This is a genomic window from Haloimpatiens massiliensis (assembly GCF_900184255.1).
Lineage (GTDB): Bacteria > Bacillota > Clostridia > Clostridiales > Clostridiaceae > Haloimpatiens > Haloimpatiens massiliensis.
This window is the reverse complement of the sequence record NZ_LT854634.1, coordinates 32300-57528: the sequence shown is the minus strand read 5'-3', so window position 1 is coordinate 57528 and position 25229 is coordinate 32300. Positions and strand designations below refer to the sequence as shown.

The 25229-nt window shown below is 29.6% G+C and carries 17 protein-coding genes and 1 riboswitch; of the genes, 11 read left to right on the top strand and 6 right to left on the bottom strand.

The window, feature by feature from the left end; genetic code table 11:
- Positions 1–116: 116 nt before the first annotated feature.
- A complete protein-coding gene (locus tag C1715_RS00360; RefSeq protein ID WP_102398710.1) occupies positions 117–1541 on the top strand; it encodes a carbon starvation CstA family protein in 1425 nt (474 codons plus the stop codon).
- 224 nt (positions 1542–1765) lie between these two features.
- On the opposite strand, the gene deoD is transcribed toward C1715_RS00360, so the two are convergent.
- Positions 1766–2467: a purine-nucleoside phosphorylase gene (gene deoD / locus C1715_RS00355; protein ID WP_102398709.1), complete on the bottom strand. Its 702-nt coding sequence runs from the start codon at positions 2465–2467 to the stop codon at positions 1766–1768.
- Positions 2468–2742: 275 nt separating this feature from the next.
- On the opposite strand from deoD, the gene C1715_RS00350 reads away from it, so the two are divergent.
- On the top strand, positions 2743–3390 hold the full coding sequence (locus C1715_RS00350; RefSeq protein ID WP_102398708.1) for a HutD family protein: 648 nt from the start codon (positions 2743–2745) through the stop codon (positions 3388–3390).
- 73 nt (positions 3391–3463) lie between these two features.
- Here C1715_RS00350 and iadA read toward each other — a convergent pair whose 3' ends face one another.
- The 3 genes from iadA to C1715_RS00335 all read right to left on the bottom strand — a co-directional run bounded on the left by iadA (position 3464) and on the right by C1715_RS00335 (position 8366).
- Entirely contained in the window at positions 3464–4633 is a 1170-nt protein-coding gene (gene iadA, locus C1715_RS00345) for a beta-aspartyl-peptidase (RefSeq protein ID WP_102398707.1), read from the bottom strand.
- 31 nt (positions 4634–4664) lie between these two features.
- Positions 4665–6101 (bottom strand): Na+/H+ antiporter NhaC, encoded by a 1437-nt coding sequence (gene nhaC / locus C1715_RS00340; protein ID WP_102398706.1) that lies wholly within the window; start codon positions 6099–6101, stop codon positions 4665–4667.
- A 231-nt stretch (positions 6102–6332) separates the two neighbouring features.
- A complete protein-coding gene (locus C1715_RS00335) occupies positions 6333–8366 on the bottom strand; it encodes a sigma-54 interaction domain-containing protein (protein WP_180963942.1) in 2034 nt (677 codons plus the stop codon).
- A gap of 322 nt (positions 8367–8688) precedes the next feature.
- Here C1715_RS00335 and rbr point away from each other — a divergent pair, with 322 nt between their 5' ends.
- The 6 genes from rbr to C1715_RS00305 all read left to right on the top strand — a co-directional run bounded on the left by rbr (position 8689) and on the right by C1715_RS00305 (position 19439).
- Complete coding sequence (gene rbr / locus C1715_RS00330) at positions 8689–9276, top strand: rubrerythrin (RefSeq protein ID WP_102398704.1); 588 nt, start codon at positions 8689–8691, stop codon at positions 9274–9276.
- A 216-nt stretch (positions 9277–9492) separates the two neighbouring features.
- Positions 9493–9676, top strand: a riboswitch (cobalamin riboswitch).
- Positions 9677–9886: 210 nt separating this feature from the next.
- Positions 9887–10945 (top strand): ABC transporter substrate-binding protein, encoded by a 1059-nt coding sequence (locus C1715_RS00325; protein ID WP_102398703.1) that lies wholly within the window; start codon positions 9887–9889, stop codon positions 10943–10945.
- Positions 10935–11948, top strand: a complete 1014-nt coding sequence (locus C1715_RS00320; protein WP_102398702.1) for a FecCD family ABC transporter permease — start codon at positions 10935–10937, stop codon at positions 11946–11948. Before C1715_RS00325 ends, C1715_RS00320 begins: the two co-directional genes overlap by 11 nt.
- 30 nt (positions 11949–11978) lie before the next feature.
- Positions 11979–12764 carry an ABC transporter ATP-binding protein gene (locus tag C1715_RS00315; protein ID WP_102398701.1) on the top strand — a complete coding sequence of 262 codons (786 nt, stop codon included), beginning with the start codon at positions 11979–11981 and terminating at the stop codon, positions 12762–12764.
- A gap of 145 nt (positions 12765–12909) precedes the next feature.
- Entirely contained in the window at positions 12910–16659 is a 3750-nt protein-coding gene (gene bchH, locus C1715_RS00310) for a magnesium chelatase subunit H (RefSeq protein ID WP_102398700.1), read from the top strand.
- Positions 16660–16817: 158 nt separating this feature from the next.
- Positions 16818–19439, top strand: a complete 2622-nt coding sequence (locus tag C1715_RS00305; protein WP_102398699.1) for a hemoblobin-interacting domain-containing protein — start codon at positions 16818–16820, stop codon at positions 19437–19439.
- A 229-nt stretch (positions 19440–19668) separates the two neighbouring features.
- On the opposite strand, the gene C1715_RS00300 is transcribed toward C1715_RS00305, so the two are convergent.
- Both C1715_RS00300 and C1715_RS00295 read right to left on the bottom strand, forming a co-directional pair.
- Positions 19669–20214, bottom strand: coding sequence for a hypothetical protein (locus C1715_RS00300; RefSeq protein WP_102398698.1), 546 nt, complete (start codon positions 20212–20214; stop codon positions 19669–19671).
- Between the two features lie 79 nt (positions 20215–20293).
- A complete protein-coding gene (locus C1715_RS00295) occupies positions 20294–20935 on the bottom strand; it encodes a hypothetical protein (protein ID WP_102398697.1) in 642 nt (213 codons plus the stop codon).
- 328 nt (positions 20936–21263) lie between these two features.
- Here C1715_RS00295 and C1715_RS00290 point away from each other — a divergent pair, with 328 nt between their 5' ends.
- The 3 genes from C1715_RS00290 to C1715_RS00280 all read left to right on the top strand — a co-directional run bounded on the left by C1715_RS00290 (position 21264) and on the right by C1715_RS00280 (position 25096).
- On the top strand, positions 21264–22262 hold the full coding sequence (locus C1715_RS00290; protein WP_102398696.1) for a LacI family DNA-binding transcriptional regulator: 999 nt from the start codon (positions 21264–21266) through the stop codon (positions 22260–22262).
- Between the two features lie 32 nt (positions 22263–22294).
- Positions 22295–23860 carry an FAD-dependent oxidoreductase gene (locus C1715_RS00285; protein ID WP_102398695.1) on the top strand — a complete coding sequence of 522 codons (1566 nt, stop codon included), beginning with the start codon at positions 22295–22297 and terminating at the stop codon, positions 23858–23860.
- A 369-nt stretch (positions 23861–24229) separates the two neighbouring features.
- Positions 24230–25096 carry an N-acetylneuraminate lyase gene (locus tag C1715_RS00280; RefSeq protein WP_102398694.1) on the top strand — a complete coding sequence of 289 codons (867 nt, stop codon included), beginning with the start codon at positions 24230–24232 and terminating at the stop codon, positions 25094–25096.
- Positions 25097–25229: the final 133 nt, after the last annotated feature.

Below are 25229 nucleotides of genomic sequence, written 5' to 3'. Positions count from 1 at the left end.
TTTACATTTCATGCGAAAAGTTTAAACAAATTCTGATAATTTTGTATACTAAAGTTGTAAACGATATTAAAAAATTATTTAAATAGTTTTTAAATATTAAAAAAGGAGGACTAATTATGGTTTCATTCTTCTTATCTATTATAGCTTTAGTAGTAGGATATTTTATTTACAGTAAAGTAGTTGAAAAGGCCTTTGGAGCTGATGAAAATATACAAACTCCAGCTGTAAGGCTAGAAGATGGTGTGGACTTTGTTCCAATGCCTTCATGGAAGATATTTCTTATACAATTTCTTAATATAGCAGGACTTGGTCCTATATTTGGTGCTATTGCCGGTGCATTATGGGGACCAGCAGCATTTTTATGGATTGTGCTTGGATCAATTTTTGCAGGTGGAGTTCACGATTATTTTTCTGGAATGTTATCAGTAAGACATGATGGTGCAAGTATACCAGAAGTAGTAGGACAATATTTAGGAAGTGGCTTTAAGAACTTTATGAGAGTATTTTCAGTAGTAGTACTTGTACTTGTAGGTGTAGTATTTATAATGGGACCTGCAGGACTACTTGCAGGATTAACACCAAAGACGCTTGATAAAACTTTCTGGGTATATGTTATTTTTGCATATTATATAATTGCTACACTAGTACCTGTAGATAAGGTTATAGGAAAAATATATCCTATATTTGGTATAGTACTTTTAATAATGGCTATTGGAGTTAGTGCAGGAATAATACTTAAGGGATATCATATCCCAGAAATTGCTCTTACTAATATGCATCCCAAGGGACTTCCTATTTGGCCGTTAATGTTTATAACTATAGCTTGTGGGGCTATTTCAGGATTCCACTCAACTCAATCACCACTTATGGCTAGATGTATAACTAGTGAAAAGCAAGGAAGACAGATATTTTATGGTGCTATGATAGCAGAAGGAATTGTAGCATTAATATGGGCTGCAGCAGCTATGGCTTTCTTCGGTGGTACAGCTCAATTAGGGAAAGTTATGGCGGAAAATGGTGGAGCACCTTATGTAGTTAATGTAATATCTAATACTTTACTTGGAAAAGTAGGTGGAGTTCTTGCAATACTAGGAGTTGTTGCTTGTCCAGTTACTTCTGGAGACACAGCTTTTAGAAGTGCTAGATTGACAATAGCGGATGTAATTGGATATAAACAAGGACCAATAAAAAATAGATTAGCTATAAGTTTACCATTATTTATTATAGGATTTGTATTGACAAAAATAAACTTTGATGTAGTATGGAGATATTTTGCATGGTCTAATCAAACATTAGCTATGATTGTACTTTGGACTGCAGCAATGTATCTTGCAATGAAAAATAAATTCCACTGGATAGCAACAGTACCTGCAACATTTATGACAGCAGTGTCTATAACTTATATATTAGTTGCACCAGAAGGATTTAAAATGGCTACAAGCATTGCTTATCCAATAGGAATTGCTGTAGCAGTGGCATCATTAGCCATATTCTTAGTAGTAGCAAATAAAAAATCCAAGGAAGCTAATGTACAAGCTTAGAAATTTAAAAAAATAATTATTTAGGGGCGTATTCTAAACGTTCTTCGGGGCTGTTGCATTAAAAAATTTACATACAATATACTGTACTAAAAATTTAAATCTAGTACAATATATCGTAGTATTTATTCTTAGTGCGACAGCCCCTTACAGTAGGCAAACATAAGATACAACATATATGAAGGCCCTGAAAAGCAATAAATACTTTTCAGAGCCTTATTTTATGATTACTCAGCTAAATCTAAAGCTATTTCCATCATTTTTGTGAAGGTCTTTTCACGTTCTTCTGAATTAGTCTCTTCACCAGTAACTATGTTATCGCTTACAGTTAATATAGAAAGAGTGTCTACTCCGTATTTAGCTCCAAGAGTGTAAAGTGCTGCACTTTCCATTTCTATAGCTAATACTCCGTAGTCAGCCCACATTTTAAAAGAGTTTGGAATATCATCGTAGAATAAATCGCTAGTTAATATGTTTCCTACTGTAACAGGTATAGCTTTTTCTTCAGCTATATCATAAGCTTTTTTAAGAAGTTTAAAACTAGCAGCAGGTGCGAAATCCATCCCGTTAAAGCGTCTTCTATTTATGCCTGAAGTTGTACAGGAAGTCATAGCAAGTATAACATCTCTAACTTTAATATTTTCTTGTATTGCACCGCAAGTACCCACTCTTATTAATCTTTTAACTCCGTATCTCTGTATAAGTTCATTTGCATATATGGATATGGAAGGAACCCCCATACCTGTTCCTTGTACAGATATTTTTTTGCCTTTGTATGTACCAGTATATCCATACATTCCACGAACTTCATTGTAGCAAATAACATCTTCCAAATAATTATCTGCAATATATTTAGCTCTTAGTGGGTCACCTGGTAGTAGTATGGTTTCAGCTATTTGTCCTTCTTTTGCACCAATGTGTGTACTCATATATTATCTCCTCCAATTCTTGTATATATTTTTTATAATATCATATTTTATAATAATGTAGTTATATTTTGTGCATTTTTATAAAATAATTATTACATATATAGCTATGAAATGGTAAAATTAAATATATAGTTGCAGTAGCAATATAAAAGTATATAGTAAAAATTGCGAACTGCATATATAAATTCATATTTAATATAATAAAAATCGAAGGGGGGAAAGGCCGTTACAGTATATTTATTAAAATGCTACCTTAAATAAGTAACGGTGGATTTATGGATTATAAGCTGCAATTGATAAAGAAGAAGAATCAAAAGACTTCTACTTGGTCAGGAGGTACTACTACAGAACTTTTTATATATCCAAAAGATGCTTCCTATGCTGATAGAAATTTTAAATGGAGATTAAGTTCTGCTACAGTAGAGCAGGAAGAATCAAACTTTACATATTTATCAGGGGTAAATAGATGGATAATGACCTTAGAGGGTGATATTAAACTTCAGCATAAAGGTCATGGAGAAATGGAACTAAAGCCTTTTGAACCTTATAATTTTAGTGGTCAATGGGAAACTAAAAGTTTTGGTAAGGTAAGGGATTTCAATCTTATGTTAAAAGAAGACTGCAGTGGGGAAATTAGTAGCATTAATATTGAAAAGGATATGTCTAGAGAGATTTATATGCATAGACAGGAGATTAAAAATAATAGTTTTTCTAAAGTAAGTTATGCATTATATTGTGTAAAAGGACAAATTTTAATTAGAACTTTTCATGATGAAGTTAAACTGAATGAAGGAGATATAATCATTATAAATTGTAACTTAGATGTGGAGGAACGTGAGCAAAGTCCACAACTTTATATAGATGTCCATAATAATGGTGAAGAAGAGGCGGTTGTAGCTGCTGCTATAGTTTACCAAATATAAGTAGTAAAAATACAGTAGTTTTAATTTTTATCAAGATCTAAATTAAAACTACTGTGTTTTTATTATTCATAGACTAAAATTCGTAGGTTCCCTTAACTAATAATTCTCTATTTTTCATCATTAAATTTCCTTTTGCAATGACTGTATTTATGTTTAAGTCATGGTCTAAAAGAAGTATGTCTGCATCACTTTTTTCCATAATAGAACCCTTTTTTGGATAAAGCTTTAATTTTTTAGCTACATTAGTTGTAAAGAATTTTAAAGCTATACTTACATCAAAATCTTCTTTTAAAATTAAATCTTTGAATTCTTTGTACATAGTGTCTAGAGAAGACATTCCAAATTTTAATATTTTACCTGTTGGATCATATTCGGAAGTACTGCCATTGCCGTCAGTACTTATGGTTACATTTTCTAAAGGTACGTCATTTAAAATGCATTTAAGAATTGCATTTGAAGCTTTTAAAGAACCCTTAAGCTCATTATCTTCTGTTCCAGCAGTTATATCTATAAGACCTCCTAATTTCGCAAATTCCATAGCATCATTAAATAGATATCCATTCCTGTTTACGTGGGTTGGACAGAAATGATTTATAGGTATATCTGTGTCTTTTAATATGTCCATTACCATCTTTAAGGTTTTCGTATCATCTCCCATATGCATAACTACTATTCCAGCTTTTTGTGCAAGCATACCTGAAACCCGCACTTCGGACACTAATCTTATTAATTCTTCTTTAGTTATATGCGAGGACCTATGATCTGAGAAAGCTATTTTAAGACCTATAACATTGTCTATAAACATAATATCTTTTTTTATGCTATTTGTTATGGTTGGTCCATTTATTTCATAGGAACCAGTGCATATATATGATGTTATTCCTTCGAACTCTAGAGCTTTTGATTTAGCATAAAGGGACTCTATGTGACGAGTAGTTCCGTCTGTACCTAATAATCCAACTACTGTAGTAGTTCCAGCTTCTATTATTTTTGAAAGAACTACTTCTGGAGTCCTACTATGAAAACCACCTTCACCACCGCCACCAATAATATGAACATGTTGATCTATAAATCCAGGTACTGCTATTTTATTTCTTCCATCTATAACTTGTAAATCCACAGAATTAGAAGTTATAGATATGTTAGGAGCAATCTTTTCTATTACGCCGTTACATATTAAAATATCATTTACTCCAATGTATTCAGGAGAATATACTTTTACATTTTTGATTATCGAAATCAATAGTCTCACCTTCCTAAGATGTTAATTTTGTTTAAGCATTTACAGAAGTGTTTTCACTATCCTTTATTTTAGCAATACCGAAACCAGTAAAACCATATAATAGAGCAAAAACAAATCCTAAATAGCACAGGAATGCCCAAGGTGCATATTTAATTACCTCTACTCCCAATGTGCTAGACATATAAACGCCTGCCATGGACCAAGGGACTAAAGGAACTATTACTGTTCCTGAATCTTCTAAGGTCCTTGAGAGATTTTTGGCTGCTAGTCCTCTTTGTTTATAAGCATCTCTGAATAATTCCCCAGGAATTAAAATTGATAAATAAGAACTACCAGTAACGATAGCCATTATTATACAAGATAATACTGTAGATGTAATCAATCCGCCAGTGGTTTTTACAGATTTCAGTATTTTGTTTAGTATAATATCTAGGCAGCCAGCTTTGCTTATAGTTCCTGCAAAGGCAAAGGAACAAAAAGCTATTAATACTGTGCCCATCATTGAATTCATACCACCGCGGTTTAAAAGTTTAATTATTTCTGGAATTACATTTTTTGAATCGAAGCCAGCCTTAGCTACCATTGATACATCAAAACCATTAACTATTGATACAAAAGAATCTTTAAGAGAAAATCCTTGATAAAATATACCAAGAAGGGATGCAATTAAAGAAGATGTTATCATTATAGGTATAGTTGGCTTTTGAGCTATAGAGCCATATAAAATTATTATGACTGGTACTAATAATAAAATATTCCAATTAAACATGCTGCCTAAAGTACTTAACATTAAGTTTACTTTTTCTGGACTTACGTAATTTCCAGTAGAAGAGTTTAGCCCCAATATGGTATAAATTATTAAGGAAATTACAAAAGCAGGTACAGTAGTGTAAAGCATATGCTTTATATGGTCATAAAGTTCACTGCCTGCAGCTATTGGTGCTAAGTTTGTGGTATCGGATAAAGGAGAAAGCTTATCACCAAAATAGGCGCCTGCAACTATAGCACCGGCAGTAACAGGTAATGGAACGCCCAAAGCAGTTGCGATACCTATTACAGCAACACCTATGGTTCCTACAGAGCCCCAAGAAGTTCCGGTAAATACGGATATTATAGCGGTTACTATGAATGCAGTAACTATTATATATTTAGGACTTATGATTTTTATACCATAATAGATCATCATAGGTATGGTACCAGAAAACATCCAAGTACCTATTAATATACCTACGGTAATTAGAATTAGGGTAGCAGGCATAGATTTAGCAATTTTATCTACCATGCCTTCTAGCATTTCATCCCAAGTAACTCCAGCTTTTTTAGCTATGAATGCACCATAGACGGTAGCTAGTATTAGGAGTGGTTCTGCCTTTAAGTGAAGATAACCGTAACCGAATCCTAGCAAAAGAAGCATCACAAGAATGGGTGATATAGCTTCGAAAAATGAAAGCTGCTTTTTTGTGTTCATAAAAATAACCCCCTTATAAATTTGTATTGTAGCTATTGAAAGCAATTAGCATGCCAAATATAAAAAAATATAGTGAGGTTATGACTGAGACGCGTATATATACAAGTACAGCCTATTATATTAAACAAAGTTGTTTGTACGAAAGTTTGAAAATTCACAAAATAATACGGGATAAAACAACCCATTAAAATAACCCATTACCCATTTGAAAGCAGTAGTATCTTAAAAAAATTAACACCCATTTTTAAGTTTATTCAAAAGTAAATTAGCTTTTTTAGTGAGCGTACATCCCCTTACACCCTTATGAATTTCAACTAAATCCATAGATTTTAGAACATTTAATTTAGTTCTTATTTTAGATTCTGTAAGATGGATATTTTCATATACTGCTATTTGAGATAGTCCCCTTCTACCTATGAAATTATTTTTTTCTATGGTTTCTAGTATCCAAATGGAATCATTATCTAGGAGTGAATTTTCAATATTGGTATTTAAAATATTATTGTTTCTTACTTCATCATAAATATAGTTAGGTAGGTCAGAAATTTCTATTTTCGCCTTTGGATCTTTTATGTTTACAAGGTATTCTACTATATTTACTAGTTCACGTATGTTGCCAGGCCAGGAATATTTAATTAAAAAATCTAAGGAATCTTTAGTGAAAAATTCTTTAAGCTCCAAACTATTTTTTTTAGTGAATTTCCTAAGATAGTGTTGAAGTAAACATGTAATATCCTCTTTTCTTTCTTTTAGACTAGGTAAAAATAATGGCAAGACGCTTAGCCTATAAAATAGATCCTGTCTGAAAGTACCTTTTTTAACTTCTTTTATTAAATTTTTATTAGTTGCAGCTATGACTCTTATGTCTATAGGAATGATTTCATTTCCACCTACTCTCCTTATTTGTCTTTCTTGAAGAATTCTTAATAATTTAACTTGAAATTGTAAGGATATTTCTCCTATTTCGTCTAAAAATATAGTTCCTCCATGAGCCTGTTCAAACAAACCTGGTTTTCCGCCACGTTTAGCACCAGTGAAAGCTCCATCTTCATAACCAAATAACTCACTTTCTAGTAGACTATCCGAAAGTGAAGAAAAGTTCACAGGAACAAACTGAGCATTTCTTCTTGGAGAAAAATTATGTATGGCTTGTGCAAAAAGTTCCTTGCCAGTACCACTTTCTCCTTGTATTAATACGGTTGAATTGCTTAAGGCTAATTTTTTTGCAAGGTTAATGGTATTTTTTAATGCCATACTATTGCCTATTATATTTTCAAAATTATAAAAGGCATTATGCTCAGAAAGTCTCATTTTCCGTCTTAATTCATGTTCTATTTTTTGTATTTTGCTAGCTTCTTCAGTTGTTAGCATATATCCCACTGTGTTATCTACAGTTTTTATAGGAGAGATAGTAATTACAATGTTTTTATTATTTAGTTCTATTATTTCATTTTGTATTTCAGAAACTTTCCAATTAGTAAAATTAGGAATGACATCAGATATTTTTTTATAAAGTATGTGACATATATCCTTACCTGCTAAAGAACAGAAAACTTTGTTGGTAATGGATACAGTACCATCTTCATTTATATAAAGTATTCCGTCACTAGAGTTATCCACTATAGTTTTGAACATATTTTTTAGCTCTATAGCTTTGTTTGCGGCCACATAATAGTTTTGGGTAAGTTTTATTATTTCTCTAGTAAACTGAGGAGATATAAAACTACCTTTTTTATCCATGAGATTGAAATATTGAAGTATTTCAATAAGTGTACTTATGTCAACATTTCTTGAGCCTAAGTCAATTATTTTTTTTACACATTTAGGAGCAAATCTACCTTCACCAAAAGTAACACAAGTATCTAATTTTTTATAATTTTTTTTCTCGGGATAGTAAGGATGAAAATTAATATGTTCAATGCCCATATCATGCAATTGTTCTATGGATTCTGTGCAGGTAGCTTTTGAATCATTTACCAGAAGTAAATGACTATTTTTTTTTATTCCCAAAAGTTTTTTTATGTGTTTGTAATTTATTATTCTTCTAGCTACTATGTACTGAACTTTAAGAGGAATATAAGGTAATATTTTATCCTTTATGGAAGGACTAGTAATTAACACTAGTGAATTTTTAAAATCTACATTTATACCTTCCTCCAAACTACATCTAGATATATCAACTGTATCACCAATTAATTCTCTTAATTGTTTCCATATACATGTGCTGGTTTCTATTCCTTCACTTATTACTATTAATCTTGGCATATTCATCCACCCTTTTGTAATTTTGTATTTCATAAGATATGTAATATATGTTAATGATATAATAAATGTATTAATTAATCTATAGTTAAAATATTGTGAATGTGATTAAAGAAAGAGTATTGATATAATGGAAAGCTTATGATAAATTTCTAATATTATTAAATATTTAGTAGTAAATAATAATTTTTATGTTATAATTAATATATTAGATAGTATGCTTATTAATAAAGTCATATAGATAATTATAAAATTTTCAAATTATGTTAATTAATACTTGAAGTATTTGTAAAGTGGTTAAAATAATTTATAGGAGGGTTTAAACATGAAATCATTAAAAGGGACTAAAACAGCTGAAAATTTGCTTAAGGCATTTGCAGGAGAATCACAGGCAAGAAACAGATATACTTATTATTCAAGTACAGCTAAAAAGCAGGGATATGTGCAAATAGCTAACATATTTTTAGAAACCGCAGAAAATGAAAAAGAACATGCAAAGAGATTTTATAAATTCTTACTTAATGATTTACAGAGAGAAGGAATCGAAATTAATGCAGCTTATCCTGTAGCTTTATATGGAGATACTAAAGCTAATTTAAAGGCAGCCGCTGCTGGAGAAAATGAAGAATGGTCAGAACTATATCCTGAATTTGCTAGAGTAGCAAGAGAAGAAGGATTTGAAGAGATATCAGTAGCTTTTGAAAGAATTGCTGAAGTAGAAAAACATCATGAAGCTAGATATAATAAATTAGTGGAAAATATAGAAAAAGACATGGTATTTAAGAAAGATAAGGTACAACTTTGGAAATGTAATAACTGTGGATACATATTTGAAGGAGAAGAGGCCCCAGAAGTGTGTCCTGCATGTGTTCATCCAAAAGCTTACTTTGAAGTGCTTTGCGAAAATTACTAGAATATTACATAAAATTTCCCAATCTATGTTTTGGATTGGGAAATTTTTATGTAATAATTAATTCACTAATTTCTAAAAACAAAACATTACTTGCAAAAATATCTTAATAATAGTATAATGACGTTGTAATGTTGAATAATAGATGGATATTAGTTTAATATTATGAATAGATGTATAAATTAGTAAACAATATTTTGAAAGAATTTTAAAGTAAAATTGAATAAATACTTTTAAGGTGTTTCTTTAAAAGAAATGAAAAGGGAAAGTGGTGAAAGTCCACTACAGCCCCCGCTACTGTAAAGAGGATGAAACCTTGTAACTCACTGAAGCAAATGCTTTGGGAAGAGAAGGGAGTAGGATGATTCTAAGTCAGGAGACCTGCCTTATAAAGTTATGTTTTAATCTTTCGGAGGGAGAGATTGCTTAAAGTTCACTGTGTGAATGATGTTGTTTTTTACGCCTTCCATGAAGGCGTTTTTTATGCTTATATAACACATCTATAAAACAAGCCTCCTAAAAGAGGCTTGTTTTTATTTATATCAATAGATAATTGGATTATAAGGGTAGAGAATTTATGAAAGGGAAAAAATAAAAAAAGGGGAGATTAAAAATGAAAAGGAGACAAGTGTTAGCACTAGCTATGGCCATATCTATGGCATTGAGTGGATGTGGTACAAAGACAAAAGGAAAAATGGATACTAAGAACAAATCCGCTATGTCTCAAGGCATGAAGGAAGAAATGAAAGAAAAAGGTTCAAAATCTATGGCAAAATTAACTATGTCTCAAGGGAAAGGCTATCCAGTTACTATAAAGGATATGATGGGAAATGAAGTTACATTAAAGGAAAAACCTAAGAAAATAGCAGCAATATCAGGTACATTCTTAGGACTTTTATATGCGGTAGGCGGAGAAACTATTTGTACTGCTGATTTATCTGGAGGAAGTATAATACCAAAGGGTGTAGAAAATCTTCCTAAAATAGGGAAGGTTTACAACCCAGATGTGGAAAAATTAATATCTCTTAAACCAGATTTAGTAATTGCTCAATTTGGACTTCAAAATAAGTTAGTACCAGCTTTAAAACAGAGTAATATACCAGTGTTAGCTTTAAATATGAAAACATATGATGATGTAATAGAAAATTTAAAAGTTGTAGGAAGAATAGTTGGAAATGAAAATAAAGCTGAAGAGATTATAGCTAAGATGGATAAAGATAAAAAGGCTATAGAGGATAAACTTCCAGAAAAACCTAAAAAAGCAGTTATTCTGTATGCTACTTCTAAAGATGTATCAGTAAAACTTGAAAATAGTATAGCTGGTAATGTGGCTAAAATACTAAAACTAGACAATATAGCTGCAGGCAAAAAAGGAGAAGGAATGGGTGGAGAATCTATTCCATTTAGTATAGAAGAAATTGTAAAACAAGATCCAGATGTTATATTGGTAACCAGTATGGTAAAATCTGATAAAACAGCAAAAGAGGTAATAGAAAAGCAACTTGGAAAAGATCCTGTATGGAAGAATTTAAAAGCTGTTAAGAATAATAAAATAGTATACTTACCACAAAGATACTTCCTTTATAATGCAGGAGATAAATTTGTAGATGCAATAGAATTTATGGCTAAAGGCGTATATCCAGAAATATACGGTGAATTGAATGACAAGTAATATAAAAAATCGTAAGAAAAACAATAGAAATTTTTATAAAATAGCTGTGATAATATTATTTATCATATTAGCTATAAGTGCATTTTTTATAAGTAATGTGTATGGTAGCATGGAAATATCTATAAAAGATATACTTAACATATTAAAACATCCCAGTAATTTAACTCCAGAGGGCCTTGTTATATGGAATGTTAGAATTCCTAGAACTATTGTAGGAGCATTGGTTGGAATTAACTTGGCCCTCTCTGGGGCAATGCTACAGGGGGTAATGAGAAACCCTCTAGCGGACCCTGGAATAATAGGCATATCTTCAGGAGCTGGTCTTGCGGGTATGCTTATATTAATAATTTTTCCTCAATATCAATATTTAGTACCTCCAGTTGCTTTTGTAGGTGCTATGGTGGCAGCTATAATGATATATATACTTGCTTGGAAAGGCGGAATACAACCTATGAGAGTTGTATTAGCTGGAGTAGCAGTTTCAGCTATATTAGGTGCAGGCATATCTGCACTTATGGTGTTTTTTAGTGACAGGGTTCATGGAGCTATCATGTTTATGAATGGAGGATTATCTGCAAGAAGTTGGCCACAAGTATATACTATCCTACCTTATACTATAGTAGGTTTAATACTTGCTATGATAATGGCTGAAAGACTTAATATATTAGTATTGGGTGATGATACTGCAAGAGGATTGGGCCTCAATGTAGAGTTAGTTAGATTAGAAATAACAGCTATAGCAGCTATGCTGGCAGCTAGTGCAGTATCTGTAGTTGGACTTTTAGGATTTGTAGGGCTTATAATACCTCATACAACTAGGCTTATAATTGGAAGTGACTATAAATATTTACTTCCAGGGGCAGCATTTTTGGGAGCGGCCATAGTTGTGTTTTGTGACACTTTTGGAAGGACTATTTTTGCACCTGTGGAAATACCTGTAGGTATAATAATGGCACTTTTAGGAGCACCATTCTTTTTATATTTACTGAGAAGACAGGCATAGAAAGATAAAATATTATTGCAGGGTGATAAAATGGATATTTTAACTGTAGAAAACATCAGTATTAATTATGGTGAAAAACAAGTATTAAAAGGAATAAATTTAAATATAGAAAAAGGCAAAATAATATCCATAATAGGGCCTAATGGATGTGGAAAAACTACATTGCTTAGGGTTATGAGTAGAAATTTAAAGCCAAAGACAGGAAGGGTTTTATTAAATGGAGAGGATATATATAAATTAAAGGCCAAAACTTTAGCAAAAAATATGGCTATTTTATCTCAGAATAACGGATGTCCTGAGGATATTTGCATAAGAGATTTGGTGTCATATGGAAGACATGCCCATAAAAAAATTTTCTCAGGCTTTACAGAAGAAGATGAAAGAATAATAGATTGGGCAATAAAAAGAACAGGACTTAATAATATGCAAGATAGAAAAGTAGCTACATTATCAGGAGGAGAAAGACAAAGAGCTTGGATAGCTATGTCTATAGCTCAAAAACCAAAGGTTCTTCTTTTAGATGAGCCTACTACTTATTTAGATATAAGTCATCAATTAGAACTTTTAGATCTTATTAAAAGTTTAAATGAAGAGGAGAAAATAACAATAGTTATGGTACTTCATGATATAAATGAGGCGGCTAAATATTCTCATGAACTTATTGTTATTAAAAATGGGGAATTGCATTGCAAGGGAACTCCTTATAGCATTATAAATGATGAAATGCTTAAACAGGTATTTAGAGTAGAAGCAGATATAAATAAAGATAAGAATACTAAAAAGCCAGTTATATATCCAAGAAGGGTATTTAGTTAGTAAAATAATATAAAATAACTATGTACTTTGTTCTAATTAGAAAAATAAGCAGCTACAGGAAATCATATATCTGTAGCTGATTTTTACTTTAATTAAGAAGTAATTAGTGTTATTTGATAAATTTATATAGGAGGAGGGGATAAATTTGAAAGTTACAGTGGTTTCTGTTTCCACTAGTGTTTTCACAGAACTTATAAAGGCTAGTAAATATATTAATGAAAATTATAATAATATACTAAACTTAAATTTATATTACGTATCAAGAGATGTGAAAGAAGATAGATTAAAAAACATGATGGCAGATATACAAGATGCGGACATGGCTATAATAGATTTAATGGGTGCACCAGATAAAAATGTTAAGGCTACTTATGATTCCTTAGAAAATTCAAAAGGGCAAGTGGTTATTATAGGTAGACAGGGAAAAGAATATTTAAAGTTGGGAAGTTTAACTTCAAAGGATATGAGTATGAAGAAAAAGAAAGGTGAAAATAAAAAGCCTGATGTAAAAGCTATGAATAAAATGATAGGCATGGCAGAGAAAATGGGAAAAATGATGCCAGTTGGAAAACTAAATCATATGAAGAATTATATCTATATAGGTAGATATTGGAATAATGCTGGATTTGAAGATATGAAGAACTTATTATATTTAATACTAAGGGATTATGGGAGCTGTAAAGAAATTCCTAAGCCTTTAGAACCAGTAAAAAGAGAAGATATAAGTATATGTCATCCAGAAACTATGGAATTCTTTAGTAGATATAAAGATTATGTAGAAAAATATGGTTTTAATGAGGAAAGGCCAACTATTGCTTTAATATTTTATGGTCACAGCTATCCTAGTAAAACGTCTAATTGCGTTGGAGAAATAGCTAGTAGAATAAAAAAGTTTGCCAATGTGGTGCCTATAGCTTTTTCTAGTGTTTTAAACGCAGATAGTAATAAGATTAGAAATATGTTGGAAAATGCTTGTGGTAAAAAAGTAGATTTAATATTAAATTTTATGTCCTTTAGATTAGGAGCAGGTCCTATGGGCGGAGATGCTAAGAAGGCTATAGATACTCTTGAAAAAATAGAGGCACCTATGTTTCATCCATTTTTTATGACTAAAAAAACAGCTGAAGAGTGGAGAGAAAGTGCTCAAGGAATAAATTCATCTGAATTCTTAATTTCTGTAATGCTACCTGAATTAGATGGGGCCATAGAAACGTATCCAGTGGGAGCCATGAAATGTAATGGAATAAATGATGAATTTAATATAGAATTAAATGAACTCAGTATTATAGAAGAAAGAGTGGAAAAACTTATAGGTAAAATAAAGGGATGGCTTAAGCTTAGAGAAAAGCCTAATAAATATAAAAAAGTAGCTATAGTCTGTTACAATTATCCACCAGGAGAAGATAATTTATTTGGGGGAGCTTTTTTGGATACCTTTAAATCTATAGAGAAAATATTAAAGGTCTTAAAAAATGAAGGATATGATACAAAAAACTTAAATAGTGAAGAGTTGATGAATAGATTTTGTGGAAAAATAGTTAATTCAGGAAGATGGACTTCGGAAGAAAACATTGACAACATGATAAAATACAACTGTGAAAAATATAAAAAACACATTAAAGAAAGAAATTTTTACTCAGATATGATTAAGCAGTGGGGAGAAGTACCTGGCAATGTTATGAGTGTAGACAATAATTTTTTGATACCAGGAATAGTGAATAATAATGTTTTTATAGGATTGCAGCCTTCTAGAGGAATTCATGAGAATACAGATAAGGTATATCACGATAAATCCATGCTTCCACATCATCAATATATAGGATTTTACAAATGGATTAAAGAAGAATTTAAAGCAGATGTAGTCATACATGTGGGAACTCATGGCACAATAGAGTTTTTAAAAGGAAAAGAATGTGGTATGTCTGGAGAGTGTTTCCCTGATATGCTACTTTATGATATTCCTCATTTATATTTATATTTCATAGGAAATCCAGCAGAATCTGTGATAGCTAAAAGAAGAAGTCATGCAGTAATGGTAAGTTATAGTCCACCAGCTTTTATGGAAGGGGAACTTTATGAAGAATATTTATGGCTTCAAAAATCCATTGAGGAATACCACGAATGTGAAAGATTAGATCCAAAAAGATGTAGCGAAGTGTTAGACAATATTGAAGAAAAGGCTAAAGAGATGAATATGAATTTTCAAGATTTACAAGATTTGGAGAGGGAACTTTATAGAATGAATCGTTCCTTAGTTCCTAAAGGATTACATGTATTTGGTGAAGGATATAGTGAAGAGGAAGCTTTTAAATACATTAAGTTTATTCTTAGATATGATAGGGGCGATATAAAGTGTATAAGAAGGATTGTATGTGAGAATAAGGGATTAAATTACGATAAAATAGTGGAAGATAATGCTACAGAAATTTTAGCTTCACTGGATAATGAAGTACAGTGGATTATGGACAATTTTAAGAGACACGGTGATTTAAGCTTTATAAATAGTAGTAAAAAGAATTATAAAAAGTCTTTTATAGAGGATATGGAAAGATCTATAGAGTATGGGAAAAAGTTTAGTTTAAATATAATGGAAAATCTTGAGATGAGGGGTTTAGTTAAGGCATTACAGGGAAAATATTTAAAAGCATCCTTATCAGGAGATATAATTAGAAATCCTAGCATACTACCTTCAGGGTACAATTTATATCAATTTGATCCAACACTAGTGCCTACGGAAACAGCTTATAAAAGAGGGGCTAACATAGCTAAAAACACTATAGAATTATATTACAAGGAAAATGGAAAATATCCATCTAGTACTGCGGTAATACTTTGGGGACTTGAAACTTCTAGGACGGGAGGAGAAACTATAGGTCAAATACTTTATTATTTAGGGGTTAAACTTGTTAAAACTGGAAGTTCTTTTGAAAGTGCCTATGAAATAATACCTACTCAACAATTGGGAAGACCAAGAATAGATGTGGTAATAAATATGTGTGGATTCTTTAGAGATATGTTTCCTAATTTACTTAAGGATTTAAACTGTATATTTGCAGATATATATAATTTAGATGAAACTTTTGAACAGAATTATTTTAAAAAGAATTCACAGGTCATATATGAGGAGCTTATAAAAAATGGAACCAGTGAGGAAACTGCAAGAGAACTTTCTATATGTAGAATATTCGGACCTAAAGAGGCAGAGTATGGTACAGGAGTCACTAAGTTATTAGAAACAAAGGCTTGGGAGGAAGAAGAGGATATAGGTAAAAACTTCATAGATAGTTTGAAATATGTATACAGTAATAATTTTAGAGGAAAGGAAATAGATGGACTATACATGAGCAACTTAAGAACTGTAGATGTGGTATCACAAGTAAGAAGTAATCATGAATATGAAGTAACTGATTTAGATCACTATTATGAATTTTTTGGTGGCCTTTCTAAATCTGTTGAAATGGCTAAGGGGAAAAAGCCCGCTATGTATATAAGTGATACTACAGGAGAAAGACTAGAAACTGAAACTGTGGATAAATCTATAAATAGAGGTATAAGAACTAGAGTTTTAAATCCCAAATGGATTGATGGAATGTTAGAACATAAATATCATGGAGTTCAAAAGATAGCTGAGCGGTTTGAAAATATATTGGGTCTAGCTGCTACTACTAACAGTGTGGAGCAGTGGATATTTGATGATTTGCATAAAAGGTATATTGAAGATGAGAAACTAAGAGAAAGATTGAAGGAAAATAACTCATATGCATATATGTCCATAGTAGAATGGATGCTGGAGTATAATAAAAGAGGATATTGGCAGGCAAGTAAAGAACAACTTGAAGAGCTTAAAAATGTGTATTTAAATATAGAGGGAGATATAGAAAGTTTTCAAGAGTAGTAAATAAGTTTTAACTTCTACAAAATAGAAATCTAATAAAAGGTTTCTACTTTGTAGAAGTTATTATTTTGTAAGATAATATTGAATAAAAACTATTTTATTTATATAAGTAATTACACTTTATATATATTTATCATAAAATATATAAGGTGATTAAAATGAATAAAATTCTTAAAGATAATTTATGTAACATTATAATAAAATTAAATTCAGAAAAACATTTTAAAATTTATGGATACGAGAATAAATCTATTACTATAGATAAAAGTATGACTATATTGGATGAAGTAAATATACAAAAAAAAATAATTTTAAAAGATATTGTAGTAAATGGAGTATTAAATATAAATTTAATACAGGCAAATTTATATTTAGTAAATGTTAAAGCAGATAGAATAAATATAATTTCTAAATGTGAAACTTCTATAGAAATGGATTATAAAAGTGATGTAAAAGAAATATATATTTGGAATAAACAAAACATGCATATTAAATTTAATTCTACTAATATAAATTTAGAAAATATTTATGTTATGCCTATAAATCAAAAAAGTAAAAATACTCGTATAAGTTTTGAAGGTGAGGCTCAAAATTGCAAAGTAACAATTCTATCTGGTACATCTATTTATTGCAGTAAATCTTTTAAAAATGAATTTATTAAAGTTGATATTAAAGAAGATAATAAAGAATTAAGATTATTGGGAGATTTTTTCAATACTAAATTAAATATACTAAATTGTAAGTGCATAATTGGAGATGAAAACATCATACCTGAGAATTTATTAATAAATTTAATATCAAACTCTAATGATATAATTTTAAAGGGAAATTTAGCAAATGTTGATATTATAGTAAAAAGCACAATGAGCCTAATTGTTAGATGTTTATATTTAAATAGATTATTTATAGAAGAAAAAATAAAAGTGGGATTATATTTTTTTCAAAATACAATAATAAAGTCCTTTGAGACAGAAGGATATGTTGTAATAGATGGAACATTAGAGACAGTAAGAAATGCTATTAAACAAATATTTATAATTAGAAATACTGGGATGTTAGAATTAAATTATAATAATAAAGAATTGAGAGAGTTAAAACCTCTTATGGAATGTATAAATAGAATATTATTGTATTTTATAAAAGAGATAGATCATGATATAACCATAAATGAATTGATGGAAATATGCGGCAATAGAGATATAAATATTTATATAAGCGGTTTGCAAAAAGAAGTTTCAGAGAGCAATGTTTTTAATTTAAATTTAAAAGAACAGAATATAAAATATACTGCGTTAGAACCTGATGCTAACAGAATATATATGCAGGAAGCTGTTATGACTATTGCATTGTGGTGTAAGGAAAAAAATTATATATATAAATGTGTGCCAATTAAAGGTAAGTATCTATATATGAATATAGATTATGAAGATAGCTCTTTATATATGCAAAATTATTATAGTGTATTGAAATATGCTTTTGCTCAAAACTATTTAAATAAAATAGTTCTTGTAGAAAATATAAGTGTAGATAATTTTAATTTGTATATAGAGAATAAAAATTTAAATATAGATTTAAATGGTAAAACATTTTTGTTAAATAATATAAATATATTGGATTCTTGTGTGAAAATAAAAAATGGGATTATAGTGCCTACTGATAAAATAAATAAATGGAACAGTTTAGATGGAAATATTTCTTCTAGATGTTTTGTTAGAATTGAAGGAAAAAGTATAGATACAAAATTTTATTGTGAAAATTTAACTATTCCAAATATTAATATGGATTTTTCGTATCTTCCAGAAGGTTCTACTAATACTATATTGTTTTATATAGGAGATAATTCAGGTCATTCAAAAGTGAAAAAGATTTATTTTAAAGGATGTTCCTTAGAAATAAAAAAACAGAGTATTGGTAATAGAGATAATGGAGAGCCATATATTTTAGATACCTTTGCAGATAATAATATTTTGTATTATAACCATTTTAATGAATCTTATAAATGTATTAAAGTAAATGGATGTAGTAAGCGACATTACGTAAATTTACAGATGTTATCAAACAACTTTTCTAATGTCACAGAAATTAACAATAGTGTATTAACACTAGTTCCTTATAGAAATAGTTTAGGTATAGTTGTGAATGATGTAGAGTTTAAGCCAAATTTAAAAGAAACAGATATAGAAGAAAATATGGAGAGGTTATTGGAGTTAAGTTCTATGACTTTAAATGCATTTGGACAAGGGTCTTGTGCAGATTTTTGGCAAAATGAAGAAGGAAAACTTATAAAGATTGCTATATATATTAATGGACAATGGCAGATAAAAGATATTCCTAAAGTTATTCCAGATAGTGAAAACAATGACATGGAACATGTGATTTGCATGAGTTTTAAAGCTAATATAGTGTGGAGTGCTAATATAACAGAAATTAGAATTATTAATACGGAAGATAGAATTTTACAAAGTTATCAATATAGTGTAGATGAAGATTTAGGTAAGATATATATATACAATGTTATATTAAATGATGAAAAATTGCCTATATATCAGGGGTTACTGGAGCCAGGAAGTAATAAGATTATAATAAAATCAAAATATTTTAATGATATAGAAATTAATCAAATAATAAAACCTATTCAAATAGTTGAAGTAGTTAATGGTATAGGTAAAGCTATTACAAGGATAGAAAATATAGGCTCTAATATTATAAGTGTTAAGTTAATTTTAAATACTGGTGGCTTAAATATAGGTAATCCAGTTGAAATAAATATTGAACCTTAAGAGAAAATTTGAATTATAAAAGGAGCTGTATTTGAAATTTTTTTATTTCAGCTCCTTAGTCACATTCAAATAAATAATAAGTCAGTATGCTAGTCTATTTTGCGTCATACTGTGTCAGCAAAACCCACCGATAGTCCTACTAGTGGCGGAACCTGCTTCCTTGTCTGACACAAAATATACCAGCATCTTTGACTTGTTATTTATTTTCATGTACCTTATTTTCAAAACATTATTCAATTTCTACTTCATAGAATCCGTTAGGAACAGGATTACCATCTTCATTTATTAATTTGAAGTATACATCGATTATTTCGCCATAAGAATAATTAGGATTTTCAGTCCATGCCTGACATTCTTCTAAGTCTAAAGGTTTTATAGCCATTAGAGGATAACTAGTAATATTAGTATCTATGGAATTATACTTATTTAGGGTAAAAGTATATTTACCTTCTTCAGCAAGATAAATTTTAAAAGGTATAAATTTCAAACCATTCTGAAGCTGCGTAAGGAAGATAATTTTTACGAAGTTTGATTTGATATCTGCTATATTAATTTTGAAATCTAAGATATCTTGTAGAAGAAAATTAGTATGAGGAATTATTTTGTATAATTTATTAGAAGGAGTATCTATATAAATTAAATCATATTCGTAGAATTCATTATCATTGAGATAAATTTTTAAATTATTAGCTGTAATATTATCTATTTCTGGATCTAATATAAAAGATATTGAATCTAGCTTAATTTCTTGTATTAATATTTTAGTTGAAATCATTTTATCATCCCCAAATATAATATTCTTATATAAAATATGGGAAAGGACTACCTATAAAAGGTAGCCCTTTTTAATTAACTTATTGCATATCACCGTATACAGAAACTTCGCAGGCACCCTGTAAAGCATTATTGTCAGCATCTTTTAAATTTAATAAAAGTGACACATTTAAGGTTCCACCAGAAATAACTTGTGCAAGATATGGTTTATCTAAAACGCTAGTATCCATTGAAATAGAACTGTTAGCAGCATTAGGTGGATTGTTAAAGGTGTAACTATCTGCAGAGGCTTTACTTAAGGTTGTCCCATCTGCACTGTCAAGTACAAATTTATAGGTTCCAGGTGAGTTGATAGAATAACTTAAAGTTGAATCTCCACTGCTGTCAAAAGTTTGAGCAAAATCTATAAATAATTTATCGGATAAATTTCCGGATTTGTTTATTATTGATACTACATAATTAGTGTAATCTAACTCTTGTCCTGTAGCAAATACAATACCGTAGTTTCCATTAGTATTGTCTGTAGTATCTAAGGTCCAATCAGTAGTTGGTGTAAGAGTTCCAGTGTTATCAGATATTGTGAAATCTGCTTGTACAAGGTCAGTAACAAGTGAGCTATCTGATTGTTGTATTACATGAACTATTAACTTTTCAATCTTTGTTTTGTCACTAGATAATGGAACTACTGAATTTAAAGTTTGTTCATAATACTTTTGAGCCATTATAATCCTTCCTTTTATTATAATATTTTATAGAAGAAGACTTTTAAATTGCTAAGGAAAATTTACTTTAAGCAATTTAAAGCTTCCTATATATAATATGATAATTTATTAAATAGTGTTAAAGATATTTGTATTTAAAACAGTGTATTAGATAATCTGCTTAGAAGTTTTTAGAAATGATAAGTAGTGTATAATTATATATAATATATGGAGTAATTATTGAGCATTAAGATATACATTACAGTTTGTTTGACACTTAAGTTTTTAACATGCTATAATTTGCTTAAAATTAACGAAAATTAAAAATAATACAATGGTGGTAGTTAATATGATAAAACAAGAAGATATAGCCAAAATTTTAAATGTTTCAAGAACTACTGTGGCTAGGGCTTTAAATGGCAGTGAAAATATAAAGCCTGAAACTAAAGAAAAGATTATAGAACTTGCTAAAGAATTGGGATATAAAAAGAATCCAATAAGTAGCTCTTTAGCTAGTAAGAAGAAAAAAAGTGTTTATGCATTTATAATAAAATCAAAAAATAAATATTATACAGAAGAAATAGAAAGAGGACTCAAAAGTGCTGAAAAGGAATTTAAATTTTATGGGTTTAATATAAAGATAATAAAAACAGATATTGAAACCCCAGAAAAGCAGTTAGAGCAGTTGAAAGATGCTGTAAAGGAAGAGGTACAGGGGATAATAATAACTCCTTTGTTAAAAGATAAGGTGAAAGAAGTAAGAAATCAAAATCCTAATATAGTTTTTACCACATTGGATATTAATATAGATCAATCTATATTTCACGTAGGTCCTAATTATTTTAAATCTGGTAGAATTGCAGCGGAAATACTTATAAATACCCTAGAAGAGAAGTCTAAGGTTTTGGTTTTAGATACGGTAGATGATAGAATTTCCTCCAAGCTATATATGAATGGTTTTTTAAGAAGAATGTCAGAAGAAAATAATAATACTATGATAGGACCGGTATATTCAGAGAATTTAATGAATGGTTTACATGATATATTGGAAAAACACATGACAAAAGAAGTAAAATCAATATATGCTACTAGATTTTTAACGGATATAGTGAAATATATAGGTTATAGATATAATATACCCATGAAAATTGTGGGCAATGGTATGTCAGATGATATGAAAAGTTTAATACTAGAAAAAAAGGTACTGGCTACAGTGGTGGAGCAGCCCTATGAAGAGGGATATTTAGCAGGAAAGTTTATGTTTGAAAAACTATATAAAGATGCTAATTTTAAAGAAGCTTCTCATATTATGGAAAGTAAAATAATAGTTAGAGAAAGCCTTTTTTAAAAATATAAAATAAACTAAAGAGGAGGAGAGTTATGAAAATAAAAGAACATATGAAAACCGATGTATTAGTAGTAGGAGCTGGAATTGCAGGCATAAGTTCAGCTATACAAGTGGCTAAAGCAGGAAAAAGTGTTACAGTAGTGAGCAGTGGTAAGTTTTGCTCTGGAGCAAGTTTTTATCCAGGAACTTGGGGACTTGGAATGGTAGTAGCAGAGGATGAAAAGGATAAAGAGGATTTTGTAAATGCCATAATGGAAGTAGGATGCCACATTCCCAATAAAAAAATGGTAAAAATTTTAATAGATAATGCTGAAAAAGACATAAAAGAATTTATGGATTTAGGAATTGAATTTAGAAGACCTATAAGTGGAGAAACTGTAATACCTTGTTTTGATAAAAAGCCAAGAAAATGGTATGGATTTGATTTTAAAACAGCTATTAGAGCCTTTGATAAATTAAAATCATTAGAAAATGTAAGTATTGTTGAGAATACTAGCTTAATTAAAATATTGAAGGATGAAGAAGAGAATTTTTCTTCAGCAATATTTATAAGGGATTCAGAAGAATATGTACAAATTTCTGCTAAAGCACTTATAATAGCCAGTGGAGGGTTTACGAATATATATAAATACAACCTTAGCACAGAAGATATGGCTTTAAATGCACATACCCAGGCATTAGAGGTAGGATGTAAACTCACTAATATGGAATTTATTCAATTCATTCCGGCACATATAGAACCAAATTATAAAACTATATTTAATGAAAGAGTGTTTAATTATATAAAATTAGAAAATTCAAAGGGAGAAGATATCTTTAAGGAGAATTTAGATAAAAATTTAAATGAACAGGCTATATTAAAAGAAAGATCCACTCATGGCCCATTTACATGTAGATTAAATTCCAAATATGTGGATATTACCATGTTTAGGCAATATTTAGAAAGTTGCCAAGGTGTAGGTTTCTATTATCCAAAGGATATGCTTAATATAAAAGATACTCTTATATATAATTATTTTATGTGGCTAAAAGATAAAAATGCTTTAAATGAAAACAAGATAATAATACTTCCTTTTGCCCATGCATCCAACGGTGGTATAGAAATAAATGAAAAAGCCCAAACAGCTATAAAAGGCATATATGCTGCTGGTGAGGTAACTGGAGGGGTACATGGTGCAGATAGAATTGGAGGATTGTCTACAGTTAATGCTATGGTATTTGGCAAAATAGCAGGAAAAGAGGCTATAAAATATATAGAGAAAAAAACTATTAATAAAAAAGTCTATAAAGATATTAATGAAGTATTCTATTTTAGTAATAAGAAAGAATCTACTATAGAGCCAGATTTGGTTATAAATGAAATAAGAGAGATTATGTATAAAAGTGCTAGCATAATAAGAAATAGGAAGTCACTAGAAGATGCAGTGAAAACTATTAATAATATAAAGGATAAATTTAATTTGTACACATACGTATCACAAAATAAGCATTGTAAAAAAGCATTTATAGCTCATAATTATATTAATACGGTAATAGTGGTGCTAAAAGCTATGATAGATAGAAATAAAAGTTTAGGATCTCATTATAGAGAAGATTAAAAATTTAATTTAATAAATTTATGATTTAGTCTATATATATAAGAATAAAGGGTGTTGTGGAAGTTATCTATAAAAGTATAGAATTTTTATAACATGAGAGATATAAAAAAAGTTAAAAAAATAATTTTTATACTTGAAAATGTTCACGAGAACATATATAATATTATTAGAAAATAAAAATATTAAGAATTTTCAAAGGCTTCATGAAAAGGATAACAAAACTTCTGTGCTTTAGAAAATTTAGTTTATAGGCAAAAAAATGTACTATTTGCAAAAAAACAATGATTTTTTTTGCAAATAAATGTTCACGAGAACAAAACACATAAAAGCGCATTATACAATAATTTAAAATTCAGAGGAGGACTTAAGATGAAAGGAATTTTTTCAGCATTATTAGTACCATATGATGAAAACGGAAACATTAAAGAGGAAGGACTTAGACAACTAGTTCGCCACAATATTGATGTATGCGGAATAGATGGTCTTTACGTTGGAGGAAGTACAGGAGAAAACTTCATGCTTTCTACTGAAGAAAAGAAAAGAATATTCCAAATTGTTAAGGATGAGGCTAAGGAGCAGGTTAAATTAATTGCACAAGTAGGATCTATAAACTTAAAGGAAGCAGTTGAACTTGGAAAATTTGCTACAGCTTTAGGATATGATTCACTATCAGCAGTAACTCCTTTTTACTATAAATTTGATTTTAGTGAAATAAAAAATTATTATGATACGATTATAAGCGAAACTGGTAACAATATGATAATATATTCAATACCATTTTTAACAGGAGTTAATATAACACTAAATCAATTTGCAGAGTTATTCGAAAATGAAAAAGTAATTGGAGTTAAATTTACAGCAGCAGATTTTTATTTATTAGAAAGATTGAGAAAAGCTTTCCCAAATAAGTTAATATTCTCTGGATTTGATGAAATGCTTTTACCAGCAGTGGTTTCAGGGGTAGATGGAGCTATAGGAAGTACATTTAATATAAATGGTAAAAGAGCAAAAGAAATTTTTGAATTGGCTAAAAACGGTAAAGTGGAAAAGGCTTATGAAGTACAGCATGTTACTAATGACTTGATTGAAGGAATATTAAGTAATGGTTTATATCAAACTATTAAGGAGATTTTAAAAGATAAGGGTGTAGATGCAGGATATTGTAGACAACCTATGAAAAAATTAAGTGAAGAAGGAATTAAGTTTGCAAAAGAATTATCTGCAAAGTATCTATAATTAGAATTTGTGATATATAGATGAAAAATAGAAGTTTAAGTTTTACATTAAATTTAAATTGATACATTATCAGCTATGTACAGAGTGAAGAAGATTATATAATATTTTATCAAGTTATATAATCTTCTCTAAT